This window comes from Enterobacter hormaechei subsp. xiangfangensis, assembly GCF_001729785.1.
Classification (GTDB): Bacteria; Pseudomonadota; Gammaproteobacteria; order Enterobacterales; family Enterobacteriaceae; genus Enterobacter; species Enterobacter hormaechei_C.
In genome coordinates this window covers 3,858,450-3,878,992 of the sequence record NZ_CP017183.1, presented here as the reverse complement: position 1 = coordinate 3,878,992, position 20,543 = coordinate 3,858,450, and the positions used below count along the sequence as shown (strand labels likewise).

Below are 20,543 nucleotides of genomic sequence, written 5' to 3'. Positions count from 1 at the left end.
TTCAGGAAAGAACAATGAAACTCGCAAGCTTTTTATACCAGGGAAAACGCAGCTACGGCATTGTCCAGGCCGACGGCGTGATTGATTTAGGTCGCCGTCTGGGCGACCGCTACAGCGACCTTAAGGCGCTGCTGCAGGGCAACGGGCTGGCGCAGGCTACCCGCTACCTGAACGATGCCGTGGACGTGCCGATGAGCGCCATCACCTTCTTACCGGTGATTGAGCAGCCGGAAAAAATCCTCTGCGTGGGCATGAACTACGCCGACAAGCGCAAGGAGTTTGACCAGCACAACCCGGCCCCGACGCTGTTTGTTCGCTTCCCGGATTCACAGACCGGCCACAACGAGCCGGTGCTGAAGCCGCGCCACTCCAGCGAATTCGACTACGAAGGCGAGCTGGCGGTGATCATCGGTAAAGGCGGGGAGAACATCAGCCGCGACGACGCCCTGCGCCATGTGGCCGGCTACAGCTGCTACATGGACGGCTCCGCCCGCGACTGGCAGCACACCTGGTTTACCGCCGGTAAAAACTGGCGCAAAACCGGCGCGTTTGGCCCGTGGATGGCGACGGCGGACGAGATCCCCGATCCGCACCAACTGGCAATCCGCACCTGGCTGAACGGCCGCATGGTGCAGGAAGACAACACCAGCAGCATGATCCACAAGGTGGCGGAGCTGATCGAGTACATCAGCACCTTCACCCGCTTAAGTCCTGGCGATGTGATCATCACCGGATCCCCAGGTGGGGTGGGTAAAAAGCGTAACCCGCCGCTGTTTATGAAAGAGGGGGATCGCATTGAGGTGGAGATCGAGCATATCGGTCATCTGAGCAACGTGATCGTGGAAGCGCCAGCCGTCGGGCTTGCGGCAGCACATTAAGTAAGGCGGCAGCATGCATTCGCAACCCATCGATTTTCGCCACACGCTGGTGGCGAAACACCCGGAACGCTTGAGTCAGATCCGTTACCTGCTGGCAGACAGCGGCCTTGGCCTGGACAACGACATCACGCTGTTCGTCGAAGCCTGGTCCGGCGCGCAGCTGGTGGGTTGCGCCGGGCTGGCTGCCAACGTCATCAAATGCGTGGCGGTCAACGAGCTGCTTCGTGGGGAAAACCTCAGCGCGCGTCTGCTGGCAGAGGTGGAAAATGCGGCGCTGGAGCGCGGCCATTTTCACCTCTTCCTCTGCACCCGTCCGTGCAATAAGGAACGCTTTGGCCGCAGCGGTTTCTGGCCGATTGCCCAGAGCGGGAACAACGCGGTGCTAATGGAGAACACCCCGCAGGGGATCGCGCGCTACTGCCGTACCTTAAGCCGGATGCGAAGGGGCGGGGAAAAAATTGGTGCCATTGTGATGAATGCCAACCCATTCACCCTCGGCCACCGTCATCTGGTGGAGCAGGCGGCGGCGCAGTGCGATGCCCTGCATCTGTTTGTAGTGCGTGAAGACGCCTCGTTCTTCCCGTTCAGCGCGCGCCTTGAGATGGTGCGCGCGGGCGTGGCGCATCTGCCGAGCGTGGTGGTGCATGAAGGCTCGCAGTACATCATCTCCCGCGCCACGTTTCCGGCCTACTTCCTGAAGGAGACCGGCAAAGTGCAGCAGGCGTGGAGCGAGATCGACGTGCTGATCTTCCGGGACTTCATCGCCCCGGCGCTGGGCATCACGCACCGTTTCATCGGCTCGGAGCCGTTCTGCGATATCACCCGCCAGTACAACCAGACGCTGCACGACCTGCTGGCCTCGCATATTGACGTGGTGGAGATGCCGCGCATCAAGGCCACCGGCAACGCCATTTCGGCCTCGGAAGTGCGCCGTTTACTCAAGACACAGCAGTTTTCCCGGATCCGGGAGATTGTCCCGGACTCCACCTTCGCGCACCTCGAAGCACATTATCGTGCGAGTGCGGAAGTCGCATAACTATCAGGAATTTATCATGAATATTGTAAGGGAGGCGCTGGCCGGAACGCAGGAGTCCAGCGACCTGATGGTGAAAATCGCCCCCGCTCACGGTGAGCTGGAGATCGTCATCCACAGCGAAGTGATTAAGCAGTTTGGCGAGCAGATTCGCCAGGTGGTCAACGACACATTGCGCGCCATGAACGTGCACCAGGGATTAATCATTATTGAAGACAAAGGGGCGCTGGACTGTGTGATCCGCGCTCGCCTGCAAAGCGCGCTTCTGCGTGCCGCCGATGAACAGGCCATCAACTGGGGGGCGCTGAAATGAGCAAACTCCGCCGCAGTATGCTGTTCCTGCCGGGCGCCAATGCCGCCATGCTCTCTACCGCCTTTATCTACCGCCCCGACTCCATCATGTTTGACCTTGAGGACGCCGTGGCCCTGCGCGAGAAAGACACCGCACGCATGCTGGTGTTCCACGCGTTGCAGCACCCGATGTATCAGGATATCGAAACCGTGGTGCGCATTAACCCGCTGAGCACGCCGTTTGGCCTGCTGGATCTGGAGGCCGCCGTGCGCGCGGGCGTGGACGTGATACGCCTGCCGAAAACCGACACCCCGGACTATATTTACGAGCTGGAAGGCCACCTCGAGCGTATCGAGCAGGCGTGCGGCCGCGAGGTGGGTTCCACCCGCGTGATGGCGGCGATTGAATCGGCCATTGGCGTCATCAACGCCGTGGCGATTGCCCGCAGCTCCCCGCGCCTGATCGGCATTGCGCTGGCCGCCTTTGACTACGTGATGGACATGCAGACCGAGCGCGGCGACGGCACCGAGCTGTTCTACGCCCGCTGCGCCGTGCTGCACGCCGCCCGCGCGGCAGGCATCGACGCCTTCGACGTGGTGTGGTCAGACGTTAACGATGAAGCCGGGTTCCTGCGCGAAGTCGATCTGATCCGCAAGATGGGCTTTAACGGCAAATCGCTGATTAACCCGCGCCAGATAGACCTGCTGCACAACGCCTACGCCCCGACACGGGAAGAAGTGGAACACGCGAAACGGGTGATTGAGGCGGCAGAAGAGGGCGAGCGTAACGGCCTGGGCGTGGTGTCGCTCAACGGCAAAATGGTGGATGCACCGATTATTAACCACGCGCAGGTGGTGCTGGAGCGCGCGGCGGCCTCCGGCGTGCGTCGGTAAGGATGACATAATGAATCAGACAGAACTTCTCCATATGAATTTCCCCCATCTGCGGGATCTGAAACCCTTTGATACCGCCCACAGCGCGACGCCGTGGCTGGCGGACAGCGAGGCGAAGCACAGCCGCAAGCTCTGCGCCTCTATTGAAGAGGCGGTTAAGCGCTGCGGCTTGCAGGACGGGATGACCATCTCCTTCCACCACGCCTTTCGCGAAGGCGACCGGGTGATCAACACCGTCGTGGCGCTGCTGGCGCGGATGGGCCTCAAAAATCTGACCCTGGCTTCCAGCTCGCTGATGACCTGCAACGACGCGCTGATCGAGCATATCGAAAGCGGCGTCATCACCCGGATTTACACCTCCGGCATGCGCGGCAGGCTGGCGGATGCCATCTCTCACGGGCTGATGGACGAGCCGGTACAAATTCACTCCCACGGCGGGCGCGTGAAGCTACTCCAGGACGGCGAACTGAACATCGACGTGGCGTTTCTCGGCGTGCCGTGCAGCGATGAGTTTGGCAACGCCAACGGCACGCACGGCAAATCGTGCTGCGGCTCGCTGGGCTACGCGATGGTGGACGCGCAGTTTGCCCGCAAGGTGGTGCTGCTGACCGAAGCGCTGGTGCCGTTCCCCAATATGCCCGCCAGCCTGGTGCAGGATCAGGTGGACTACATCGTGCAGGTGGAGAGCGTGGGCGACCCGGCGAAAATCAGCGTCGGCGCAGCGCGCGTCACCAGCAACCCGCGCGAGCTGATGATTGCCCGCTATGCGGCGGACGTGATTGAACACTCCGGCTACTTCAAACCGGGCTTCTCGATGCAGACCGGCTCCGGCGCGGCGGCCACGGCCTGCACTCGCTTTATGGAAGAGAAGATGGAGCGCAGCGGCGTGAAGGCGCGCTTTGCGCTCGGCGGCATCACCGGCAGCCTGGTGGATCTGCACGAGAAGGGGCTCATCGAAAAGCTGCTCGATACCCAGTGTTTTGACGGTCAGGCGGCGGCCTCGCTGGCGCGTAACCCGAACCACGTGGAGATCTCCACCAACGTCTACGCCAACCCCGGCAGCAAGGCGGCAAGCTGCGACCAGCTCGACGTGGTGATCCTCAGCGCCCTGGAAATCGACGTCGACTTTAACGTCAATGTCATCACCGGCTCCGATGGCGTGATGCGTGGCGCATCCGGCGGACACTGCGACGTGGCGGCGGCAGCCAACCTGACCATTGTGGTCGCGCCGCTGCTGCGAAGCCGCATCCCGACCGTCGTGAAGCGCGTTACCACTCGCCTCACGCCGGGGGAGAGCATTGACGTGCTGGTCACCGACCACGGTATTGCGGTCAACCCGGCGCGCCCGGAGATCCGCGAACGACTCATGGAAGCAGGGATGAAGGTTGTAGATATCAACGCGCTGTATGAGCGAGCGATTTCGTTGACAGGCGTACCGAAACCGATTGAGTTCACCGACAAAATCGTCGGGGTGATCCGCTACCGCGACGGCAGCGTGATCGACACTGTGCGACAGGTGAAGGAGGAAGTATGACTTTTGCGACACCCGTGCGGGCGGGTGTCAGCCTGGAGGAACTGCTGGCGGCGAAAGAGCGCCGCGCAGCCCGTCAGGCTGACTGGCTTACGCACTATCAACAACCGGTGATCTCCCTCACGCTGGTCACGCCCGGGCAAATCAAAGACAGCCTGCGCTATCGCAACACCATGGGCGTGGCGTTACAGATGTGCGACCAGCTGCTGTGGGAAAACCGCTGGCAGGTGCTGGACCGCCAGGTGCTCTGGCTACCCACCGGACCTGAAGCATTGTGGTGCGTCGCGCATCCGGCGGCGGAAATCAAAGCGCACTGTGCGGAACTGGAGCAGACGCACCCGCTCGGCAGACTGTGGGACCTGGATGTGATCTGTCCTCAGCATGGCCACGTCGGACGCCAGTCGCTGGGGGCAAACCTCAGGCGCTGCCTGATCTGCGACGAGCCCGCCCACGCCTGCTCCCGTTCGCGGCGCCATCCCGTTGAGCAGGTAGTTTCCCGCGTGGAGAAGACGATCGATGACTGGTTTGCTCGCGACTAAACCGCGCCCGATTGATGTGCCCGCGCTTGCCGAAGCGGCACTGTGGCAGGAGCTGGAGCTGACGCCCAAGCCGGGGCTGGTGGACAGGCTCAATAACGGCTCGCATCGGGATATGGACCATGCCTTGTTTGTCCGCAGCATTATGGCGATTACGCCGTGGTTTGCCCGGTTTGCGGAACTGGGTGAAGCACATGCGGCCAAACCTGCCGATCGGCAGTTGCGGATTCTCCGCCCAATGGGAATGGCCTGCGAGCAGGCAATGTACGCCGCCACGGGCGGGGTAAATACCCACAAGGGCGGTATTTTTGCTCTTGGTTTGCTCTGCTTCGCCGCCGGTCGTGTGAAAAATATCTCTGCGGATAGCCTCTGTTGTGAGGTAAGTAACATCTGTCGCGGGCTGGTGGCGCGGGAGCTGGCCGGGCGCAGCGGGCAGGCAACGGCGGGGGAGCGGCAGTTTCAGCATTACGGCTTAACCGGGGCGCGAGGCGAGGCGGAGAGCGGCTTTGCGACGGTGCGTAAGGCGCTGGGGCAGTGGAACGGACAGTTGCTTCACGACCTGCTGTTGCGCCTGATGGCGGTCAATCAGGACAGTAATCTCGTGTCACGCGGCGGCATTCAGGGGCTGCGCTATGTTCAGGGCTACGCGCGGGAACTGCTGGCTAACGGCTGGGATCGCGAGGCGTTGCTTAAGATGGATAAGGCACTGATTGAACGAAACCTGAGTCCGGGCGGCAGCGCGGATTTGCTGTCGGTGGGGTGGGTGCTGTCTGCTATAAAATAGCCGGGTGGCGGCTACGCCTTACCCGGCCTACGGTCTGGTTTTGTAGGCCCGGTAAGCGCAGCGCCACCGGGCACAACAATCAATGCGCGATCGGCTGCGCACCATTCGGCACGCGAACATGCTTGTACTTGAACAGCGCGATGAACGCGAAGAACAGCACCAGCGAGTACCCGGCGAAGATCAGCCACACCGGCTGCCAGTCTGTAATGCCGTTGGTGGTGTACATCTCAACCACTTTACCGCTTACCACGCCGCCCAGAATACAACCGAAGCCGTTGGTCATCATCAGGAACATGCCCTGCGCACTGGCGCGGATTTCAGGCTTCACCTCTTTTTCCACAAACACCGAGCCGGAGATGTTGAAGAAGTCGAAGGCACAGCCGTAAACAATCATCGACAGAACCAGCAGCACGGTGCCGAACGCGCTTGGGTCGCCATAGGCGAACAGACCGAAGCGCAACATCCAGGCGGCGATACTGATCAGCATGACGTTCTTGATGCCGTAGCGGCTCAGGAAGAACGGGATGGTCAGGATGAACAGCGTCTCGGAGATCTGCGAGATGGACATCATCACCGACGCGTGTTCGACGATAAAGCTCCCGGCAAACAGCGGATCGTTATCGAAGCTGTGCAGGAAGGTATTACCGAACATGTTGGTGATTTGCAGTTCCGCGCCCAGCAGCATGGAGAAGATAAAGAAGATCGCCATGCGCTTGTTTTTGAACAGTGCGAAAGCGTCCAGGCCAAGCATGGTGCTCCAGCTCTGGTTTTTCTGCTGGTTAGACACCGGAATGGTGGGCAGCGTCAGGGTGAACAGCGCCAGCAGCACGGAGAGCGCGGCACCAATATACAGCTGCATATGGCTCAGCTCGAAGCCCGCGAAGCTCACGCCCCACATCGCCATGATAAAGCCGATGGTGCCCCAGATACGGATAGGCGGGAAGTCGGTGACGATATCCAGTCCGGCAGATTTCAGGCGGTAGTAGGAGATGGTGTTGATCAGGCCAAGCGTTGGCATATACGCCAGCGAGTTAAGCAGGATCACCATAAACATCGCCCCCGGCGTGGTCACTTCGGCCGCCATAAACAGCGTCCCCGCACCCACCAGATGGCAAAGCATGTATAGCCATTTCGCACTTAACCATTTATCCGCCACGATACCGAGCAGCGTTGGCATGAAAACAGCCGCAATGCCCAGCGAGCTGTAAACGGCACCGATCGACGCACCATCGAACTTGAGCGTCACAAACATATAGGAGCCGAGTGTAGTCAGCCAGCTACCCCACAGGCAGAACTGCAGAAACGACAAGATTTTAAGCTGCAGCTTAAGGTTCATGTTACTTTCCTCACAAGTGAGCGGGAGATATGTTGTTATAGGAACATTCAGGGTTGTTATTTGATGCAATTCTATCAGTTGGCAACGTTATGTTTTGTTACCTCCCGCAAAAAAATGCAATCCACATTAATTTGCAGTCTGGATTGTGATGCAAATAGCATTTTCGTATGGGTGGGGTGGAGTGAGTGCGGCCTGATGCCCCCTCACCCTAACCCTCACCCCAAAGGGGAGAGGGAACTTGAACACCCTCTCCCCTTTGGGGTGAGGGCAGGGTGAGGGATGGTGTTGGTTTTTAACGGCGACGATAGTTCTTCTGCGCCGTATTCACCTTATACAGATAGCGGCGGGATTCCGCAGACGGGTGGCGGGTGGTGAGGGTAGCGTACACATCCCCCGGCGCCATGCTGTTGATGATGTTCGCGGCCTGCACTTTGTCATTCGAGAAGACGCGCAGCACGCTGCCCGCCCCGCCGTTGTAGGCGGTGATCACCGCATAGCGACGTGAGGTTGGGTTATCAATCCCGCCGAGATAGACATTGTTCAGCATCGCCAGATAGGCCGTGCCGGTATCAATGTTGCTCTGCGGGTCAAACAGGTAGCTGCGGCTCGGCGTGCCGGATTTCCCCTGCGCGCGGAACACGTCTTTACCGGCGCTGTGCTGCACAACCTGCATCAGCCCCAGCGCGTCGGAACGGCTTACCGCGTAGGGGTTGAACGAGGACTCGGTCTGCATAATCGCCAGGATCAGCGACTCATCCACGCCATACTTACGCGACGCCTGACGCACCATGCCCAGATACTTATGCGCACGCTTGTCGAGGTGGTTTGGCACCAGGTTGATGGTGACGCTGTAGATCACTTTCAGGCCGTTGGTACGGCTTTTCAGGCGCGTTTGCAGCAGATAGTCGGCAAATTTCGTGGCGCGGCCTTCCCAGCGGATCGGCTGACCGGTCTGGTCAACGACCTGGCCATACAGGAACGGCTCTTTGGAGATGGTGATGTCATCGGCATCAGAGTAGAGGTCGATAGACCCCGGATCGTCGCCCATCAGCAGGGTTTTAATGATGGCCTGACGTAAATGCGCCGCAGGTTCAGTCCCCGCGATGGTTTCAACCGTAATCGTACCGTCATCAAAGTTGATGTGGCTACGGGTCTGATAGGCGTCGGTGTACTTAACGTAGTCCTTCGGTCCGGCAATAAGAACTTCGTTAAATCCCCATATGTTCTCGATGTTGTGGGCAAACTGCCCCATCAAAATGTCAAAACCGTTGGTGTCCTTGACCCAGGCTTCGTTGTATTCATCGCCTTTTTTGGAAGAACAAGACACAAGCAACGGCGCAACAAGGGCTAGCGCTAAAAGTTTTTTCATCATTCCGGGAGTGCGTGTTGTGTTTGCTTTGGGGTTGCTGTTGCCGGGTGGCGCTGCGCTTACCCGACCTACAAAACCGTAGGCCCGTGCAAGCGCAGCGCAGCCGGGCAGCAGCTGCGCGTTATTATTTTTCCGGTGGCGTATAGCCTTCGATGTGGACGTCTTTACCCTCGAACAGGAAGTTCACCATCTCCTGCTCCAGCAGTTTGCGGTGTTCCGGGTTCATCATGCTGAGCTTTTTCTCGTTGATCAGCATGGTCTGTTTTTTCTGCCACTGTCCCCAGGCTTCTTTGGAGATCTCGTTGTAAATGCGCTTACCCAGGTCGCCCGGGTAGAGCTGGAAATCCTGGCCTTCAGCGTCGCGCTGTAGGAAAGTACAAAAAATGGTTCTGGCCATACTCATTCCTCTTTGTCTTGCCGATGCTAAACCATTGCACCGACACGTAATTGCTGTAACAGGCGCTCCACGGGAGCCGCCAGCCCGACTGATGGCGGTTGCGCTAAGTTATACCAGAGAGCGGTGCCTTCATCCATGCACGACGTGAATGAGGACACGGGAAGCCACATCGGCACAATGTCCAGATGGAAATGGCTGAAGGTATGACGGAACGCGTTGAGTTGCATCAGGGTTTCGGCCGCAATGCCGCGCTGTTCAAGCCATGCCCGAAGCGAGGCTTCATCCTCAAACTGTGGGAAGCAGTATAGACCACCCCACAGGCCACTCGGCGGGCGCTGAGCGAGAAACACCTCGTCGCCATGCTGCATCAGCAGCATGTACCCGGTGCGTTCAGGCAGCGTCTGCTTCGGTTTTTTCCCCGGATACTGCGCCCAGGTGTGGTTCGCATAGGCCACGCAGAGGTTGTTTACCGGGCAGAGTTCGCACTTCGGTTTTGAACGGGTACAGACCATCGCGCCCAGATCCATCATCGCCTGGTTAAAACGCTCCACCCCTTTCGCCGGAGTGACCGCTTCACTGATCTCCCACAGGTGTTTCTCAACCTCTTTCTTACCCGGCCAGCCATCTACGGCGTAGCAGCGTGCGAGCACGCGCTTGACGTTGCCGTCGAGAATAGGGAAATGTTTGCCTAAAGAGAGGGAGAGGATTGCGCCTGCGGTCGAACGCCCGACGCCGGGCAAATCCGCCACCTCGTCGAAGGTTTCCGGGAATTTACCGTTGTGGCGCGTCGCGACCTGCTGTGCGGCCTTGTGCAGGTTGCGCGCGCGGGCGTAATAGCCAAGCCCGGTCCACAGGTGCAGCACCTCGTCCAACGGGGCGTTCGCCAGATCGGTAACTGTCGGGAAGCGCGCCATAAAACGCTCGAAGTAAGGAATGACCGTCGCGACCTGCGTTTGTTGCAACATCACCTCGGAGAGCCATACTTTGTACGGCGTTTTTTCAATTTGCCAGGGCAGGGTTTTACGCCCGTATTTGTCGTACCAGTCCAGCACCTGGGCTGAAAATTGAGAGGCTTGCATGGTCATCGATTCGCTTAATCAGGGACGCAGATTGCAGCACAGCGTCAATCTGCTGTAAACCGGATCTTTCCCATGCTTGCATAGAAGCCTTAACTTTGGATAATGCCCGTTTCCCGAACATTCTCACAAGCAGACAACTCTTTTATGAAAAACGACGTCATTTCACCGGAATTTGATGAAAACGGTCGCCCGCTGCGCCGTATTCGCAGCTTTGTCCGCCGTCAGGGGCGCCTGACAAAAGGGCAGCAACACGCGCTGGACAACTACTGGCCGGTGATGGGCGTTGAGTTCAGCGAGCAACCGCTCGACTTCACCGACCTGTTTGGCCGCGACGCGCCAGTGACCCTGGAGATCGGCTTTGGTATGGGCACCTCGCTGGTCACTATGGCGAAAGCGCGCCCGGAGCAGAACTTCCTCGGTATTGAAGTACATTCGCCGGGCGTCGGCGCATGCCTAGCAACGGCCCATGAAGAGGGCGTTGAGAACCTGCGCGTCATGTGTCACGACGCGGTGGAAGTGCTGCACAAAATGATTCCTGACAATTCTTTGAACATGGTTCAGCTCTTTTTCCCTGACCCATGGCACAAAGCGCGTCATAATAAACGCCGTATCGTTCAGGCACCGTTTGCCGAGCTGGTGAAAAGTAAGCTCAAGCTGGGCGGCGTTTTCCACATGGCAACCGACTGGGAACCTTATGCGGAACATATGCTGGAAGTGATGTCGTCCCTGGACGGGTATAAAAATCAGTCTGAAAGCAACGACTACGTACCGCGTCCGGATTCACGTCCGGTGACAAAATTTGAACAGCGTGGCCATCGTCTTGGTCACGGCGTATGGGACTTAATGTTCGAGAGGGTGAAATAATGGCAAAGAATCGTAGCCGTCGTCTGCGTAAAAAGATGCACATCGAAGAATTCCAGGAAGTGGGTTTCTCCGTTGCCTGGCGTTTCCCGGAAGGCACCAGCGTTGAGCAGATCGATCAGGACGTTGATGCGTTCATCAACGAGGTGATCGAGCCAAACAAGCTGGCCTTCGACGGTAGCGGCTATCTGGCGTGGGAAGGTCTGATTTGCACCCAGGAAGTGGGGAAATGCACCGAAGAGCATCAGGCGCTGGTACGCAAATGGCTTGAAGACCACAAACTGGAAGATGTCCGCGTTAGCGAACTTTTCGACGTTTGGTGGGACTAATAAAGCAAGAACGGGGCCAGCATTAGCTGGCCCATTTTGTCTGAGGGAGTGTTTAAGATGCGCAAAACGTTGCTGGCTGTTGCTTTACTGGCAATCGGATCCACCGCCCATGCGGAGTATAAATGTAGCGTCACCCCGCGTGATGACGTGGTGCTGAGTCCGCAAACCGTGCAGGTTAAGGGCGAGAATGGCAATCTGGTGATTACGCCGGATGGCAACGTGACCTTTAACGGCAAACCGCAAAACCTGACGGCCGCACAGCGCGAGCAGGCGATGGACTACCAGGCCGAGTTGCGTACCGCGCTGCCCTGGATCAACGATGGCGCGCTGACCCGCGTTGAAAAGAGCCGCGTGGCGCTGGATAAAATCATCACCAAAGAGGTGGGGGAGAGCAGCAATATGCGCACCCGCCTGACGAAGCTGGATAAGCAGCTGAAAGAGCAGATGAACCGTATTATCGAGACGCGCTCTGATGGCCTGACGTTCCATTATAAGGCGATCGATCAGGTGCGTGCCGACGGTCAGCAGCTGGTGAACCAGGCGATGGGCGGCATTCTCCAGGACAGCATCAACGAGATGGGCGCCAAAGCGGTGCTGAAGGGTGGCGGTAATCCTTTGCAGGGTGTACTGGGTAGTCTGGGCGGACTGCAAACCTCGATTCAGAACGAGTGGAAGAATCAGGAAGCCGATTTCCAGCAGTTCGGCAAAGACGTGTGTAAGCGCGTGGTGTCGCTGGAAGACAGCCGGAAGGCGCTGGTGGGGACGCTGAAGTAATTCACTCAGCCCCTCACCCTAACCCTCTCCCCAAAGGGGCGAGGGAATAGTTTGCGCCCTCACATTAACCCTTTTCCTAAAGGGGCGAGGGGATGTTTGCCCCCTCTCCCTTTCAGGGAGAGGGCCGGGGTGAGGGTTGCAGCGCTTGCAGCGTTTCAAGGATCCTTTCTAACACCGCCTCTTCGTTATTCCAGAGTTCGTTGTTCCAGAATCGAATGACGTGCCAGTCCTTATGGTTTAACCACAATGTCCTTTGTCGATCGTATTCCTGATTTTCATCATGTTGTCCGCCATCCAGCTCAACGGCCAGCCGAGCCGCGCAACAGGCGAAATCCAGAATGTAGTGACCTACCGGGTGCTGTCGGCGAAATTTATAATTTTCGAAACGGCGGCTGCGCAGTAAATACCAAAGCCGTCTTTCTTCCTGTGTCAGCTCGCGTCTGAGCTGCTTTGCGTATGAACGTATTGTTTCCATCCCCACACTCTGCCAGCCTTTCCCTCAGCCAGCAGAACGGGATGTAAAATTCTGAATCAGCCTTCAGGATTTTCAGCGAGGAACAACTCAAGAAGGGAGTTCAGGAACAGCTTGCCGTGCTCGGTGATCTGCCAGGACACATCACACTCGGTCAGGTACCCCTGCGCCAGCGCCTCGTCAATCTGCGGGCGAATCACTGACTCCGGCAGCCCGGTATAACGCGTAAATTCCGCGCGCGGAGCGGCTTCCAGCAGACGGAAGCGGTTCATAAAGAACTCAAACGGCTTATCCACCGCCTCGACGTCGTGCTGACGCTCCAGGTAGCGGCCTTCCATATACCCGCGCGGATGACGCGTTTTGGCGGTACGCAGAATGCGTCCGTCCGGGAAGGTCACCTTGCCGTGCGCACCGCAGCCAATTCCGAGATAGTCGCCAAAACGCCAGTAGTTCAGATTGTGCTGACACTGATAGCCCGGCTTCGCATACGCCGACGTTTCGTATTGCTGATATCCCGCCGCGGTCAAAAGCTGGTGGCCCTGCTCGAAGATATCCCACAGCGCGTCGTCGTCCGGCAGCACCGGCGGGCGCGAACCAAACAGGGTGTTCGGTTCAATGGTCAACTGATACCACGACAGATGCGGCGGGTTCAGTTCAATCGCCTGACGCAAATCGTCCAGCGCTTCTTCGAGCGACTGATCCGGCAGGCCGTGCATCAGGTCGAGGTTAAAGCTGCGCAGCCCAAGCCCCGTTGCCAGGTTTGCCGCGCGCTTTGCCTCTTCCGGGCCGTGAATGCGCCCCAGACGCTTCAGCTTTGGCTCGCTAAAGCTCTGCACGCCGATAGAGATACGGTTCACGCCCGCACGCTGGTACTCGACAAAACGGTCGGCCTCAACGGTGCCGGGGTTGGCTTCCATCGTAATTTCAGCATCCGCTGCCAGATTCAGGCGTGCGCGCACACCGTCCAGCAGCGTCTGCATCGCCGGGCCTGAAAGCAGGCTCGGCGTACCGCCACCAATAAAAATGGTCTTCACTTCACGTCCCTGTGCGTACAGTACATCGGCATCCAGATCGGCCAGCAGATGCGCGACGTAATCATCGTGCGGCACTTCACCCTTCAGCGCGTGCGAGTTGAAATCACAGTACGGACATTTCTGCACGCACCATGGGATGTGAATATAAAGACTCAGAGGCGGCAAATTAGCCATTACGCAGTGCTTCCAGTAACAGTTTCAGGGCGCGTCCACGGTGGGAGATCGCGCTTTTCTCTTCGCGGGTGAGTTCCGCAGCGGTTTTGCCCTCGGTCGGGACAAAGAAAATCGGGTCGTAACCAAAGCCGCCGTTGCCCGCCGCTTCACGGGTGATCACGCCCGGCCAGCTGCCGTGACAGACAATCGGAGTGGGATCTTCCGCGTGACGCATGTAGACCAGCACGCAGTGGAACTGCGCGGTACGCTGTTCGTCAGGAACGTCTTTCAGGGCCACAAGCAGCTTTTCCAGGTTCTGCTGGTCGGTGGCGTCCGGCCCGGAATAGCGGGCGGAGTAAATCCCCGGCGCACCGCCCAGAAAATTCACGGCCAGACCGGAATCATCGGCAATCGCGGGCAGTCCGGTTACCTGCGCCGCATGGCGCGCTTTCAGAATGGCGTTTTCGATAAACGTCAGGCCGGTCTCTTCGGCGGAGTCCACGCCCAGCTCGGTCTGAGCCACCACGTCCAGCCCAAAATCATTTAATAGCGAGGCCAGCTCGCGCACTTTACCGGCGTTACCGGTGGCGAGAACAACTTTCTGCATGGTTTAGTCCTGTTCTGTCAGAGCCGCGACTTCCGTCGGGATAGATTGCGGGTTAAGGATTTTTACCTGTTTATGCCGGCCAAGTTCACCTTTCTCAATGATGACCTGGCTTTTAGCGACGCGAAACTGTTTAGCCAGATATTTGGTCAGATGCGCATTCGCCTGGCCGTCAACCGGCGGGGCCGTGATGGCGACTTTTAGCTCGTCGCCATGCAGCCCAACAATACTGTCGCGGCTGGCTTTCGGCTGAATGTACAGCCGTAAAACCAGCCCGTCGGCGCAGGGGCTAACTGCACTCATAACGCCATCCACAGCCCCGGCAGCAGCATATTACCCGTCGCCTGTAACAGTTCCGCGATACCCATATTCAGCACGTACAGCAGCAGAACGAGAAGCATCGGTGAGAAGTCGATTCCGCCCATCGCAGGCAGCAGGCTACGAATTGGACGCAGCAACGGTTCTGTCAGCTGAATCAACGCGTACTCCACCGGGCTACGGCCCCGGCTTACCCAGCTCATGATCGCCATCACCAGCAGGACCCAGAAGATCAGCGAGCCGACGGTTTTAACCAGGATCAGAACGGCTGAAATCCAGATAATCGGCTGGAAAGTGATGACCATAAACAGCACGATCGCTTTGATAACGCTCAGAATAAACGCCATCAGCAGAGATGAACTGTCAATCGGCCCCATTGCCGGAATGATGCGGCGAAGCGGCCCCACAATGGGCTGCGTGATTTTCACGATAAATTGTGAGAATGGATTGTAAAAATCACAACGGGCCCACTGCATCCAGACGCGCAACAGCAGCGCCATCGTATACAGTTCAATGACCGTTGAAAGCAGGAAAGTCAACGTCTTCATGGCGTTCCTCAGGTTTCCTTATTATTGGGGGTAATCGCGCGCACCGAAAATTGCCGTGCCGATGCGCACCATGGTGCTGCCTGCCGCGATGGCGGCTTCCATATCATCCGACATGCCCAGAGAAAGCGTGTCTACCGTGTCATAGCGCGCTTTAAGCGCCTCAAATGCTACAGCCATTTGCTGTGCTACGGCAAACTGCCTTTCATAACTTGACTCTGGCGCCGGGATAGCCATCAGCCCGCGCAGGGTTAAGCGCGGCAGCGCCGCCACGTCCGCCGCCAGCGCATCCAGTTCGCTCAGCGTAATGCCGGACTTGCTGTTTTCATCGCTGATGTTGATTTGAATTAGCACGTTAAGCGCTGGCATCTCAATAGGGCGCTGGTCGCTCAAACGGGTAGCGATACGCAGACGATCGATGGTGTGACACCAGTCGAAGTGCTCTGCTACCAGACGGCTTTTGTTCGACTGTAGCGGACCGATAAAGTGCCATTGCAGGTCTGCATTTCCCCGTTCCCGGAAAGCGAGAATCTTATCTACGCCTTCCTGCACATAGTTTTCACCAAAGGCACGATGACCGGCGGCTATCGCTTCTGCGATGGCGCTCGCAGGCTTGGTTTTGCTGACTGCAAGCAACGTAATTTCTTCTGAAGCACGGCCGCAACGCGTTGCCGCGGCTGAGATTTTGTCCCGGACCTGTGCCAGGTTATGCGCAATGTCGTTCATTTTCCGAGGAGTTGTCTATGGATGTGGAAGAAATTGTGGCCCTTAGTGTAAAGCATAACGTCTCCGATCTACACCTGTGCAGTGATTCACCACCGCGCTGGCGCAGGTCAGGCCGTCTTGAACCTGCGCCGTTTCCGCCCCCGGATGTGGAGGCGTTATTAAAAGCGTGGCTCAATGACGAACAGCAGGGCGCCTGGTGGGCAAACGGGCAGGTGGATTTTGCCGTTACCCTCACAGGCGGTCAGCGGCTGCGCGGCAGTGCGTTTAAGCATATGCACGGCGTTTCGATCGCGCTGCGCCTGTTGCCGCTGACGTGCCCGCAGCTCTCTGCGTTAGGCGTGCCGCGCGCGATCCCGGAGCTTTTGTCCAATGACAATGGCCTGATTCTGGTCACCGGCGCCACCGGCAGCGGGAAATCGACCACTCTGGCCGCGATGGTCGATTTTCTCAATCACCAGACAGACGGGCACATTCTGACCCTGGAAGATCCGGTGGAGTTTATGTACCAGAGTGAACGTTGCCTGATCCAGCAGCGGGAGATAGGCCTGCACAGCCCGTCCTTTGCCGAGGCGCTGCGCAGCGCGCTGCGTGAAGATCCGGATGTAATTCTGCTTGGTGAGCTGCGCGACAGCGAGACGATACGCCTGGCGCTGACGGCGGCGGAAACCGGCCATCTGGTGTTGGCCACGCTGCACACGCGCGGTGCGGCGCAGGCGATCGAGCGCCTGGTCGACACCTTTCCGGCGCAGGAGAAAGATCCGGTGCGTAATCAGCTGGCGGGAAGCCTGCGTGCGGTTCTGGCGCAGAAGCTGCGTCAGGATGTCCAGGGCGGGCGCGTGGCGCTGTATGAGCTGCTGGTGAATACCTCGGCGGCGGCAAACCTGATCCGCGAAGGCAAAACCTGGCAACTGCCGGGCATTATTCAAACGGGGCAGCAGGCGGGAATGCAGAACTTTGAGCAGAGTCTGGCGGAGCGACGGGCGCAGGGGCGGCTGTAGACCCCGGCGCTCAGTAACCCTGGTCGAAATAGCTTTCGAGGATAATGACGGCTGAAGCTGAATCCACGCTGCCTTTGTTCAACGCCCGGAAGCCACCGTGCTCGAACAGGCCAGCGCGTGCCTCGACGGTGCTCAAACGTTCATCGTGCAGCTTAACGGAGACACCAAAGCGGCCATGGATTTTGTTCGCGAACTTGCGCGCGCGGGCGGTAAGCGGCTGCTCGGTGCCGTCCATGTTCAGCGGCAGGCCGACAATCACGTCGTCCGGCTGCCACTCTTTGAGCAAGCGCTCAATAAGGTTCCAGTCCGGCGTGCCGTCGTTAGCTTTCAGCGCCGTGAGCGGGCGGGCGGTGCCGGTGATCCGTTGACCCACAGCGACGCCGATGCTTTTGGTGCCGAAGTCGAAGGCGAGAAGGGTGCCGCTCATTACGCGTGCCCCGCAACGCCAGGCATGGTCAGAATATCAATGCCAATCAGTTTTGCCGCGTCACGCCAGCGATCGGCGATAGGGGTTTTAAACAGGATATTCATATCCGCAGGGGCCGTCAGCCAGGCGTTGTCCAGAATTTCTTGTTCCAGCTGCCCTTTTTCCCAGGAAGCGTAGCCGAGCGCAACCAGCACCTCAGAAGGCTGATTTGCCGTGCCCAGTGTTTCGAGCACATCGCGAGAGGTGGTGACGACGGTGTTATCGGAGATACGAATGCTGGACGAGAAAACCGGCGGGGTATGCAGGATAAAACCACGATCTTCTGCAAGCGGGCCGCCGAGCATCACCGGTTTATCGAGACGGATTTCCGGCAGCCGCGCTTCAGCAGGGATTTTCAGCTTGTCCAGAATCCCTTCAACCTGAAGGTTTTCCAGCGGCTTATTGATGATAATCCCCATCGCGCCGTCTTCGTTGTATTCACAAATATAGACCACGGCGCGGCGGAAAATCGGATCCTGGAGAGCAGGCATGGCAATAAGAAAGTGATGCTGTAAATTCATTGTCAGAGGTACTGTTTCCTGGTTTAAAAAGCGACAGCGCCCAGTATGGGGATAAACACAGGCGCTGTCACAGGTTATTTCTGTAAACGTTTTTCGATAGCGTCCATCAGCATTCCGGTGATCGAGATCGGGAATTCCGCTTCGATTTCACGAATGCAGGTTGGGCTAGTGACGTTCACTTCGGTCAGACGATCGCCGATGATATCGAGGCCAACGAAGATCAGGCCTTTGGCTTTAAGCGTAGGGCCGACGCGGCGGGCAATTTCCCAGTCGCTTTCGCTTAACGGACGCGGTTCGCCACGGCCGCCAGCCGCCAGGTTGCCACGGGTTTCCCCTCCCTGCGGGATACGCGCCAGGCAGTAAGGCACCGGCTCGCCGTCTACGACCAGCACACGCTTGTCGCCGTCTTTAATGGCTGGCAGATAGTTCTGTGCCATACAGTAGCGGGTTCCCAGCTCGGTCAGCGTTTCGGCAATCACGCCAATGTTCGGATCGCCTTCTTTCACCCGGAAGATCGACGCGCCGCCCATGCCGTCCAGCGGTTTCATGATGATGTCGCCGTGCTTCTGCCAGAATTCTTTCAGCTGCGTTTTGCTGCGGGTGACGAGCGTTTCCGGCGTCAGGTCAGAGAACCATGCGGTATAGAGCTTCTCGTTGCAGTCGCGCAGGCTCTGCGGCTTGTTGACGATCAGCGTGCCTTTCTCTTCGGCACGCTCAAGGATATAGGTGGAATAAATGTATTCGGTGTCGAACGGCGGATCTTTACGCATCAGGATGACGTTGAGGTCGGCCAGGGCAATATCCTGCTCGGTACCGAATTCGTACCATTTTTCGTAGTTCTGCTCGACGTTAACGATGCGGGTGCGTGCGCGGGCTTCACCGTTGATCAGGTAAAGATCGTTCATCTCCATGTAGTGGAGTTCATAGCCGCGACGCTGCGCTTCCAGCAGCATAGCGAAGCTGGAGTCTTTCTTGATGTTAATGTTTGCGATGGGGTCCATCACGATGCCGAGCTTAATCATCTTCTTCTCCGGTTATGGGTCTTTGCTTCAACCCAGATCGCCAAATCGCACCTGTAGCGCGGTAATGGCGGTGAGTGCCGTTGTCTCAGTGCGCAGAACGCGAGGTCCCAACAGAATATCAGTAAACTGGTAACGCGCCGTCATGGCAATTTCGTCAGCCGACAGGCCGCCTTCCGGGCCAATCAGCAGGCGTACACGCTCAACGGGCAGCGGCAGCGTATTGATGCTGGCGCTGGCGCGCGGATGAAGATTAAGCTTAAGCCCGCTTTCCTCTTCTGCACACCAGTCCTCCAGATCCATCGCCGGGCGGATCTCCGGGATACGATTGCGGCCGCTCTGTTCGCAGGCCGCAATGGCAATTTTTTGCCACTGCTGGATCTTTTTGTTCAGACGTTCCGCATCCAGTTTAACGCCGCAGCGCTCAGAAAAAAGTGGCGTAATGAGGCTTACACCCAGTTCAATGGATTTCTGAACGGTGAACTCCATCTTTTCCCCACGCGACATCACCTGGCCCAGGTGAATGTGCAGCGGCGATTCCCGGTCATCCACGTCGCCACGCAGCACCTTCACGTGCACGCTTTTTTTATCGGCGCGCGTAATTTCAGCGTCGAAAATCTGATTAGAGCCGTCAAAGAGCTGAATCGCCTGGCCTGCACCCATGCGCAGCACGCGACCAACATGGTTTGCGGCATCATCAGACAGGGCGATTTCGCCGCCTGGGGTAATCAGTTCAGGGTGATAGATGCGAGGGATGCGCATAGTCAGAAATTCCATGTGTCATGCGATATAAGCGAATTGCCGTAGTGTAGGTTAGCTCTTTTGCGCCTGGCAAGCCCGCTGGACGTAAGGGTTGTGATTCCCCTGGACTTTGGCGATACGTTCGTCGCGCTGGCATTCCCAGTCCGTCACCGGGTAGAGCTTGTCCCAGGCATTGAAGAGTTGCGTCTGCTGGCGGGAAAGATTGAGATCGTAGCGGTCGCGCATATAGAAATAAGTGCGGGCGATGCTACCGCGCGCGCGGGCAGGCGGTTCGGCGACTTTCTCTTTGAAATCGACCTTCATGGCGCACTGGCCGTACTGGCCTTCGCCACCGTTCCACTGGCTGTACATGAAGTTTCCGCGGTCGCCATTGACCTCACCCACGGCGGGTTGCAGGTTGTGCATATCGCTTTCCATCTGGCGGTAGACCGGATCTTTTGCGCAATTTTTACGTCCACCGTCCTGCCAGCACTGGCGCTGGTGGCCAAACTGCCAGGCCGGAACGACGTGTTCCCATTCGATTCGGCTGGCGCGGTTCTCGTTCTTGCGCACCTTATAGCCGCAGGATCCCAGATCCACGACCCCTTTCTTACCCTGCCAGTTAATTTTACAGCCGCAGTAGAAATCACCCGGTACGTCGGCGTTAATCTTTACGCCTGCGGTTTTTGCCTGAGAGAAACTGTGAATACCGTCGGCCAGAGCATGGCCGGAGAGCGCTGTCGCCAGAAAAGCGACCGCGAGAGAAACATTACGGGACATCTTACACTCCGTGTCAAAACGAGCCCGCAACGTAACGAATGTTGTTCCCGTATGCAATCAGTCAGATCAGGAAA

The 20,543-nt window shown here is 58.0% G+C and carries 26 protein-coding genes; 11 read left to right on the top strand and 15 right to left on the bottom strand.

The features are described 5' to 3' along the window. Positions 1-14: 14 nt before the first annotated feature. From BFV63_RS18525 to citG, 7 genes are read left to right on the top strand one after another with little or no spacing between them, the layout of a single operon-like run. Positions 15-878, top strand: coding sequence for a fumarylacetoacetate hydrolase family protein (locus BFV63_RS18525; RefSeq protein ID WP_021242089.1), 864 nt, complete (start codon positions 15-17; stop codon positions 876-878). 13 nt (positions 879-891) lie between these two features. Further along, positions 892-1,914, top strand: coding sequence for a [citrate (pro-3S)-lyase] ligase (gene citC / locus BFV63_RS18520; protein ID WP_048242073.1), 1,023 nt, complete (start codon positions 892-894; stop codon positions 1,912-1,914). Between the two features lie 16 nt (positions 1,915-1,930). Next, complete coding sequence (citD, locus tag BFV63_RS18515; RefSeq protein ID WP_017382935.1) at positions 1,931-2,224, top strand: citrate lyase acyl carrier protein; 294 nt, start codon at positions 1,931-1,933, stop codon at positions 2,222-2,224. Next, a complete protein-coding gene (gene citE / locus BFV63_RS18510) occupies positions 2,221-3,096 on the top strand; it encodes a citrate (pro-3S)-lyase subunit beta (RefSeq protein WP_048242071.1) in 876 nt (291 codons plus the stop codon). The genes citD and citE overlap by 4 nt, the downstream gene beginning before the upstream one ends. A 10-nt stretch (positions 3,097-3,106) precedes the next feature. Then, positions 3,107-4,630: a citrate lyase subunit alpha gene (gene citF / locus BFV63_RS18505; RefSeq protein WP_047654200.1), complete on the top strand. Its 1,524-nt coding sequence runs from the start codon at positions 3,107-3,109 to the stop codon at positions 4,628-4,630. Further along, positions 4,627-5,166 carry a citrate lyase holo-[acyl-carrier protein] synthase gene (gene citX, locus BFV63_RS18500; RefSeq protein ID WP_047654199.1) on the top strand — a complete coding sequence of 180 codons (540 nt, stop codon included), beginning with the start codon at positions 4,627-4,629 and terminating at the stop codon, positions 5,164-5,166. The genes citF and citX overlap by 4 nt, the downstream gene beginning before the upstream one ends. Beyond that, on the top strand, positions 5,144-5,947 hold the full coding sequence (citG, locus tag BFV63_RS18495) for a triphosphoribosyl-dephospho-CoA synthase CitG (protein ID WP_048209591.1): 804 nt from the start codon (positions 5,144-5,146) through the stop codon (positions 5,945-5,947). Before citX ends, citG begins: the two co-directional genes overlap by 23 nt. A 79-nt stretch (positions 5,948-6,026) precedes the next feature. Here the strand turns inward: citG and BFV63_RS18490 are convergent, their stop codons facing one another. From BFV63_RS18490 to mutY, 4 genes are all read right to left on the bottom strand, one after another. Beyond that, a complete protein-coding gene (locus BFV63_RS18490; RefSeq protein ID WP_003862429.1) occupies positions 6,027-7,283 on the bottom strand; it encodes a nucleoside permease in 1,257 nt (418 codons plus the stop codon). A gap of 292 nt (positions 7,284-7,575) precedes the next feature. Next, complete coding sequence (gene mltC, locus BFV63_RS18485) at positions 7,576-8,652, bottom strand: membrane-bound lytic murein transglycosylase MltC (RefSeq protein ID WP_003862427.1); 1,077 nt, start codon at positions 8,650-8,652, stop codon at positions 7,576-7,578. A gap of 124 nt (positions 8,653-8,776) precedes the next feature. Beyond that, positions 8,777-9,049: an oxidative damage protection protein gene (locus tag BFV63_RS18480; RefSeq protein WP_003862425.1), complete on the bottom strand. Its 273-nt coding sequence runs from the start codon at positions 9,047-9,049 to the stop codon at positions 8,777-8,779. Between the two features lie 26 nt (positions 9,050-9,075). Continuing rightward, positions 9,076-10,128, bottom strand: coding sequence for an A/G-specific adenine glycosylase (mutY, locus tag BFV63_RS18475; protein ID WP_168707753.1), 1,053 nt, complete (start codon positions 10,126-10,128; stop codon positions 9,076-9,078). Between the two features lie 144 nt (positions 10,129-10,272). On the opposite strand from mutY, the gene trmB reads away from it, so the two are divergent. From trmB to BFV63_RS18460, 3 genes are read left to right on the top strand one after another with little or no spacing between them, the layout of a single operon-like run. Continuing rightward, positions 10,273-10,992, top strand: a complete 720-nt coding sequence (trmB, locus tag BFV63_RS18470; RefSeq protein WP_015571843.1) for a tRNA (guanosine(46)-N7)-methyltransferase TrmB — start codon at positions 10,273-10,275, stop codon at positions 10,990-10,992. After that, positions 10,992-11,318: a YggL family protein gene (locus BFV63_RS18465; RefSeq protein ID WP_003862421.1), complete on the top strand. Its 327-nt coding sequence runs from the start codon at positions 10,992-10,994 to the stop codon at positions 11,316-11,318. Before trmB ends, BFV63_RS18465 begins: the two co-directional genes overlap by 1 nt. Positions 11,319-11,375: 57 nt before the next feature. Then, the gene (locus BFV63_RS18460) at positions 11,376-12,092 is read left to right on the top strand and encodes a YggN family protein (RefSeq protein WP_003862419.1); all 717 of its coding nucleotides are present in this window, start codon (positions 11,376-11,378) and stop codon (positions 12,090-12,092) included. 112 nt (positions 12,093-12,204) lie between these two features. Here the strand turns inward: BFV63_RS18460 and BFV63_RS18455 are convergent, their stop codons facing one another. Genes BFV63_RS18455 through BFV63_RS18430 form a run of 6 tightly spaced genes read right to left on the bottom strand, consistent with a single transcriptional unit; the run spans position 12,205 to position 15,944 of the window. Further along, a complete protein-coding gene (locus tag BFV63_RS18455) occupies positions 12,205-12,567 on the bottom strand; it encodes an endonuclease domain-containing protein (RefSeq protein ID WP_048210608.1) in 363 nt (120 codons plus the stop codon). 56 nt (positions 12,568-12,623) lie between these two features. Further along, the gene (gene hemW / locus BFV63_RS18450; RefSeq protein ID WP_048242068.1) at positions 12,624-13,772 is read right to left on the bottom strand and encodes a radical SAM family heme chaperone HemW; all 1,149 of its coding nucleotides are present in this window, start codon (positions 13,770-13,772) and stop codon (positions 12,624-12,626) included. Next, entirely contained in the window at positions 13,765-14,358 is a 594-nt protein-coding gene (locus tag BFV63_RS18445) for an XTP/dITP diphosphatase (protein ID WP_003860021.1), read from the bottom strand. The genes hemW and BFV63_RS18445 overlap by 8 nt, the downstream gene beginning before the upstream one ends. Before the next feature lie 3 nt (positions 14,359-14,361). Beyond that, complete coding sequence (gene yggU, locus BFV63_RS18440) at positions 14,362-14,658, bottom strand: DUF167 family protein YggU (protein WP_003860023.1); 297 nt, start codon at positions 14,656-14,658, stop codon at positions 14,362-14,364. Further along, positions 14,655-15,221, bottom strand: coding sequence for a YggT family protein (locus BFV63_RS18435; RefSeq protein WP_003860024.1), 567 nt, complete (start codon positions 15,219-15,221; stop codon positions 14,655-14,657). Before BFV63_RS18435 ends, yggU begins: the two co-directional genes overlap by 4 nt. A 21-nt stretch (positions 15,222-15,242) precedes the next feature. Then, positions 15,243-15,944 carry a YggS family pyridoxal phosphate-dependent enzyme gene (locus BFV63_RS18430; protein WP_003860026.1) on the bottom strand — a complete coding sequence of 234 codons (702 nt, stop codon included), beginning with the start codon at positions 15,942-15,944 and terminating at the stop codon, positions 15,243-15,245. Between the two features lie 17 nt (positions 15,945-15,961). Here BFV63_RS18430 and BFV63_RS18425 point away from each other — a divergent pair, with 17 nt between their 5' ends. Continuing rightward, positions 15,962-16,942, top strand: coding sequence for a type IV pilus twitching motility protein PilT (locus tag BFV63_RS18425; protein WP_003860028.1), 981 nt, complete (start codon positions 15,962-15,964; stop codon positions 16,940-16,942). Positions 16,943-16,952: 10 nt separating this feature from the next. Here BFV63_RS18425 and ruvX read toward each other — a convergent pair whose 3' ends face one another. The 5 genes from ruvX to endA all read right to left on the bottom strand — a co-directional run bounded on the left by ruvX (position 16,953) and on the right by endA (position 20,469). Further along, positions 16,953-17,369 (bottom strand): Holliday junction resolvase RuvX, encoded by a 417-nt coding sequence (gene ruvX / locus BFV63_RS18420; protein ID WP_003860030.1) that lies wholly within the window; start codon positions 17,367-17,369, stop codon positions 16,953-16,955. Beyond that, entirely contained in the window at positions 17,369-17,929 is a 561-nt protein-coding gene (locus tag BFV63_RS18415) for a YqgE/AlgH family protein (RefSeq protein WP_022649353.1), read from the bottom strand. Before BFV63_RS18415 ends, ruvX begins: the two co-directional genes overlap by 1 nt. Positions 17,930-18,003: 74 nt before the next feature. Continuing rightward, on the bottom strand, positions 18,004-18,951 hold the full coding sequence (gene gshB / locus BFV63_RS18410) for a glutathione synthase (protein ID WP_003860032.1): 948 nt from the start codon (positions 18,949-18,951) through the stop codon (positions 18,004-18,006). Positions 18,952-18,978: 27 nt separating this feature from the next. Next, positions 18,979-19,710 carry a 16S rRNA (uracil(1498)-N(3))-methyltransferase gene (gene rsmE, locus BFV63_RS18405; RefSeq protein ID WP_048242066.1) on the bottom strand — a complete coding sequence of 244 codons (732 nt, stop codon included), beginning with the start codon at positions 19,708-19,710 and terminating at the stop codon, positions 18,979-18,981. Positions 19,711-19,761: 51 nt separating this feature from the next. Then, positions 19,762-20,469, bottom strand: a complete 708-nt coding sequence (gene endA / locus BFV63_RS18400; RefSeq protein ID WP_003860034.1) for a deoxyribonuclease I — start codon at positions 20,467-20,469, stop codon at positions 19,762-19,764. Between the last annotated feature and the right edge of the window lie 74 nt (positions 20,470-20,543).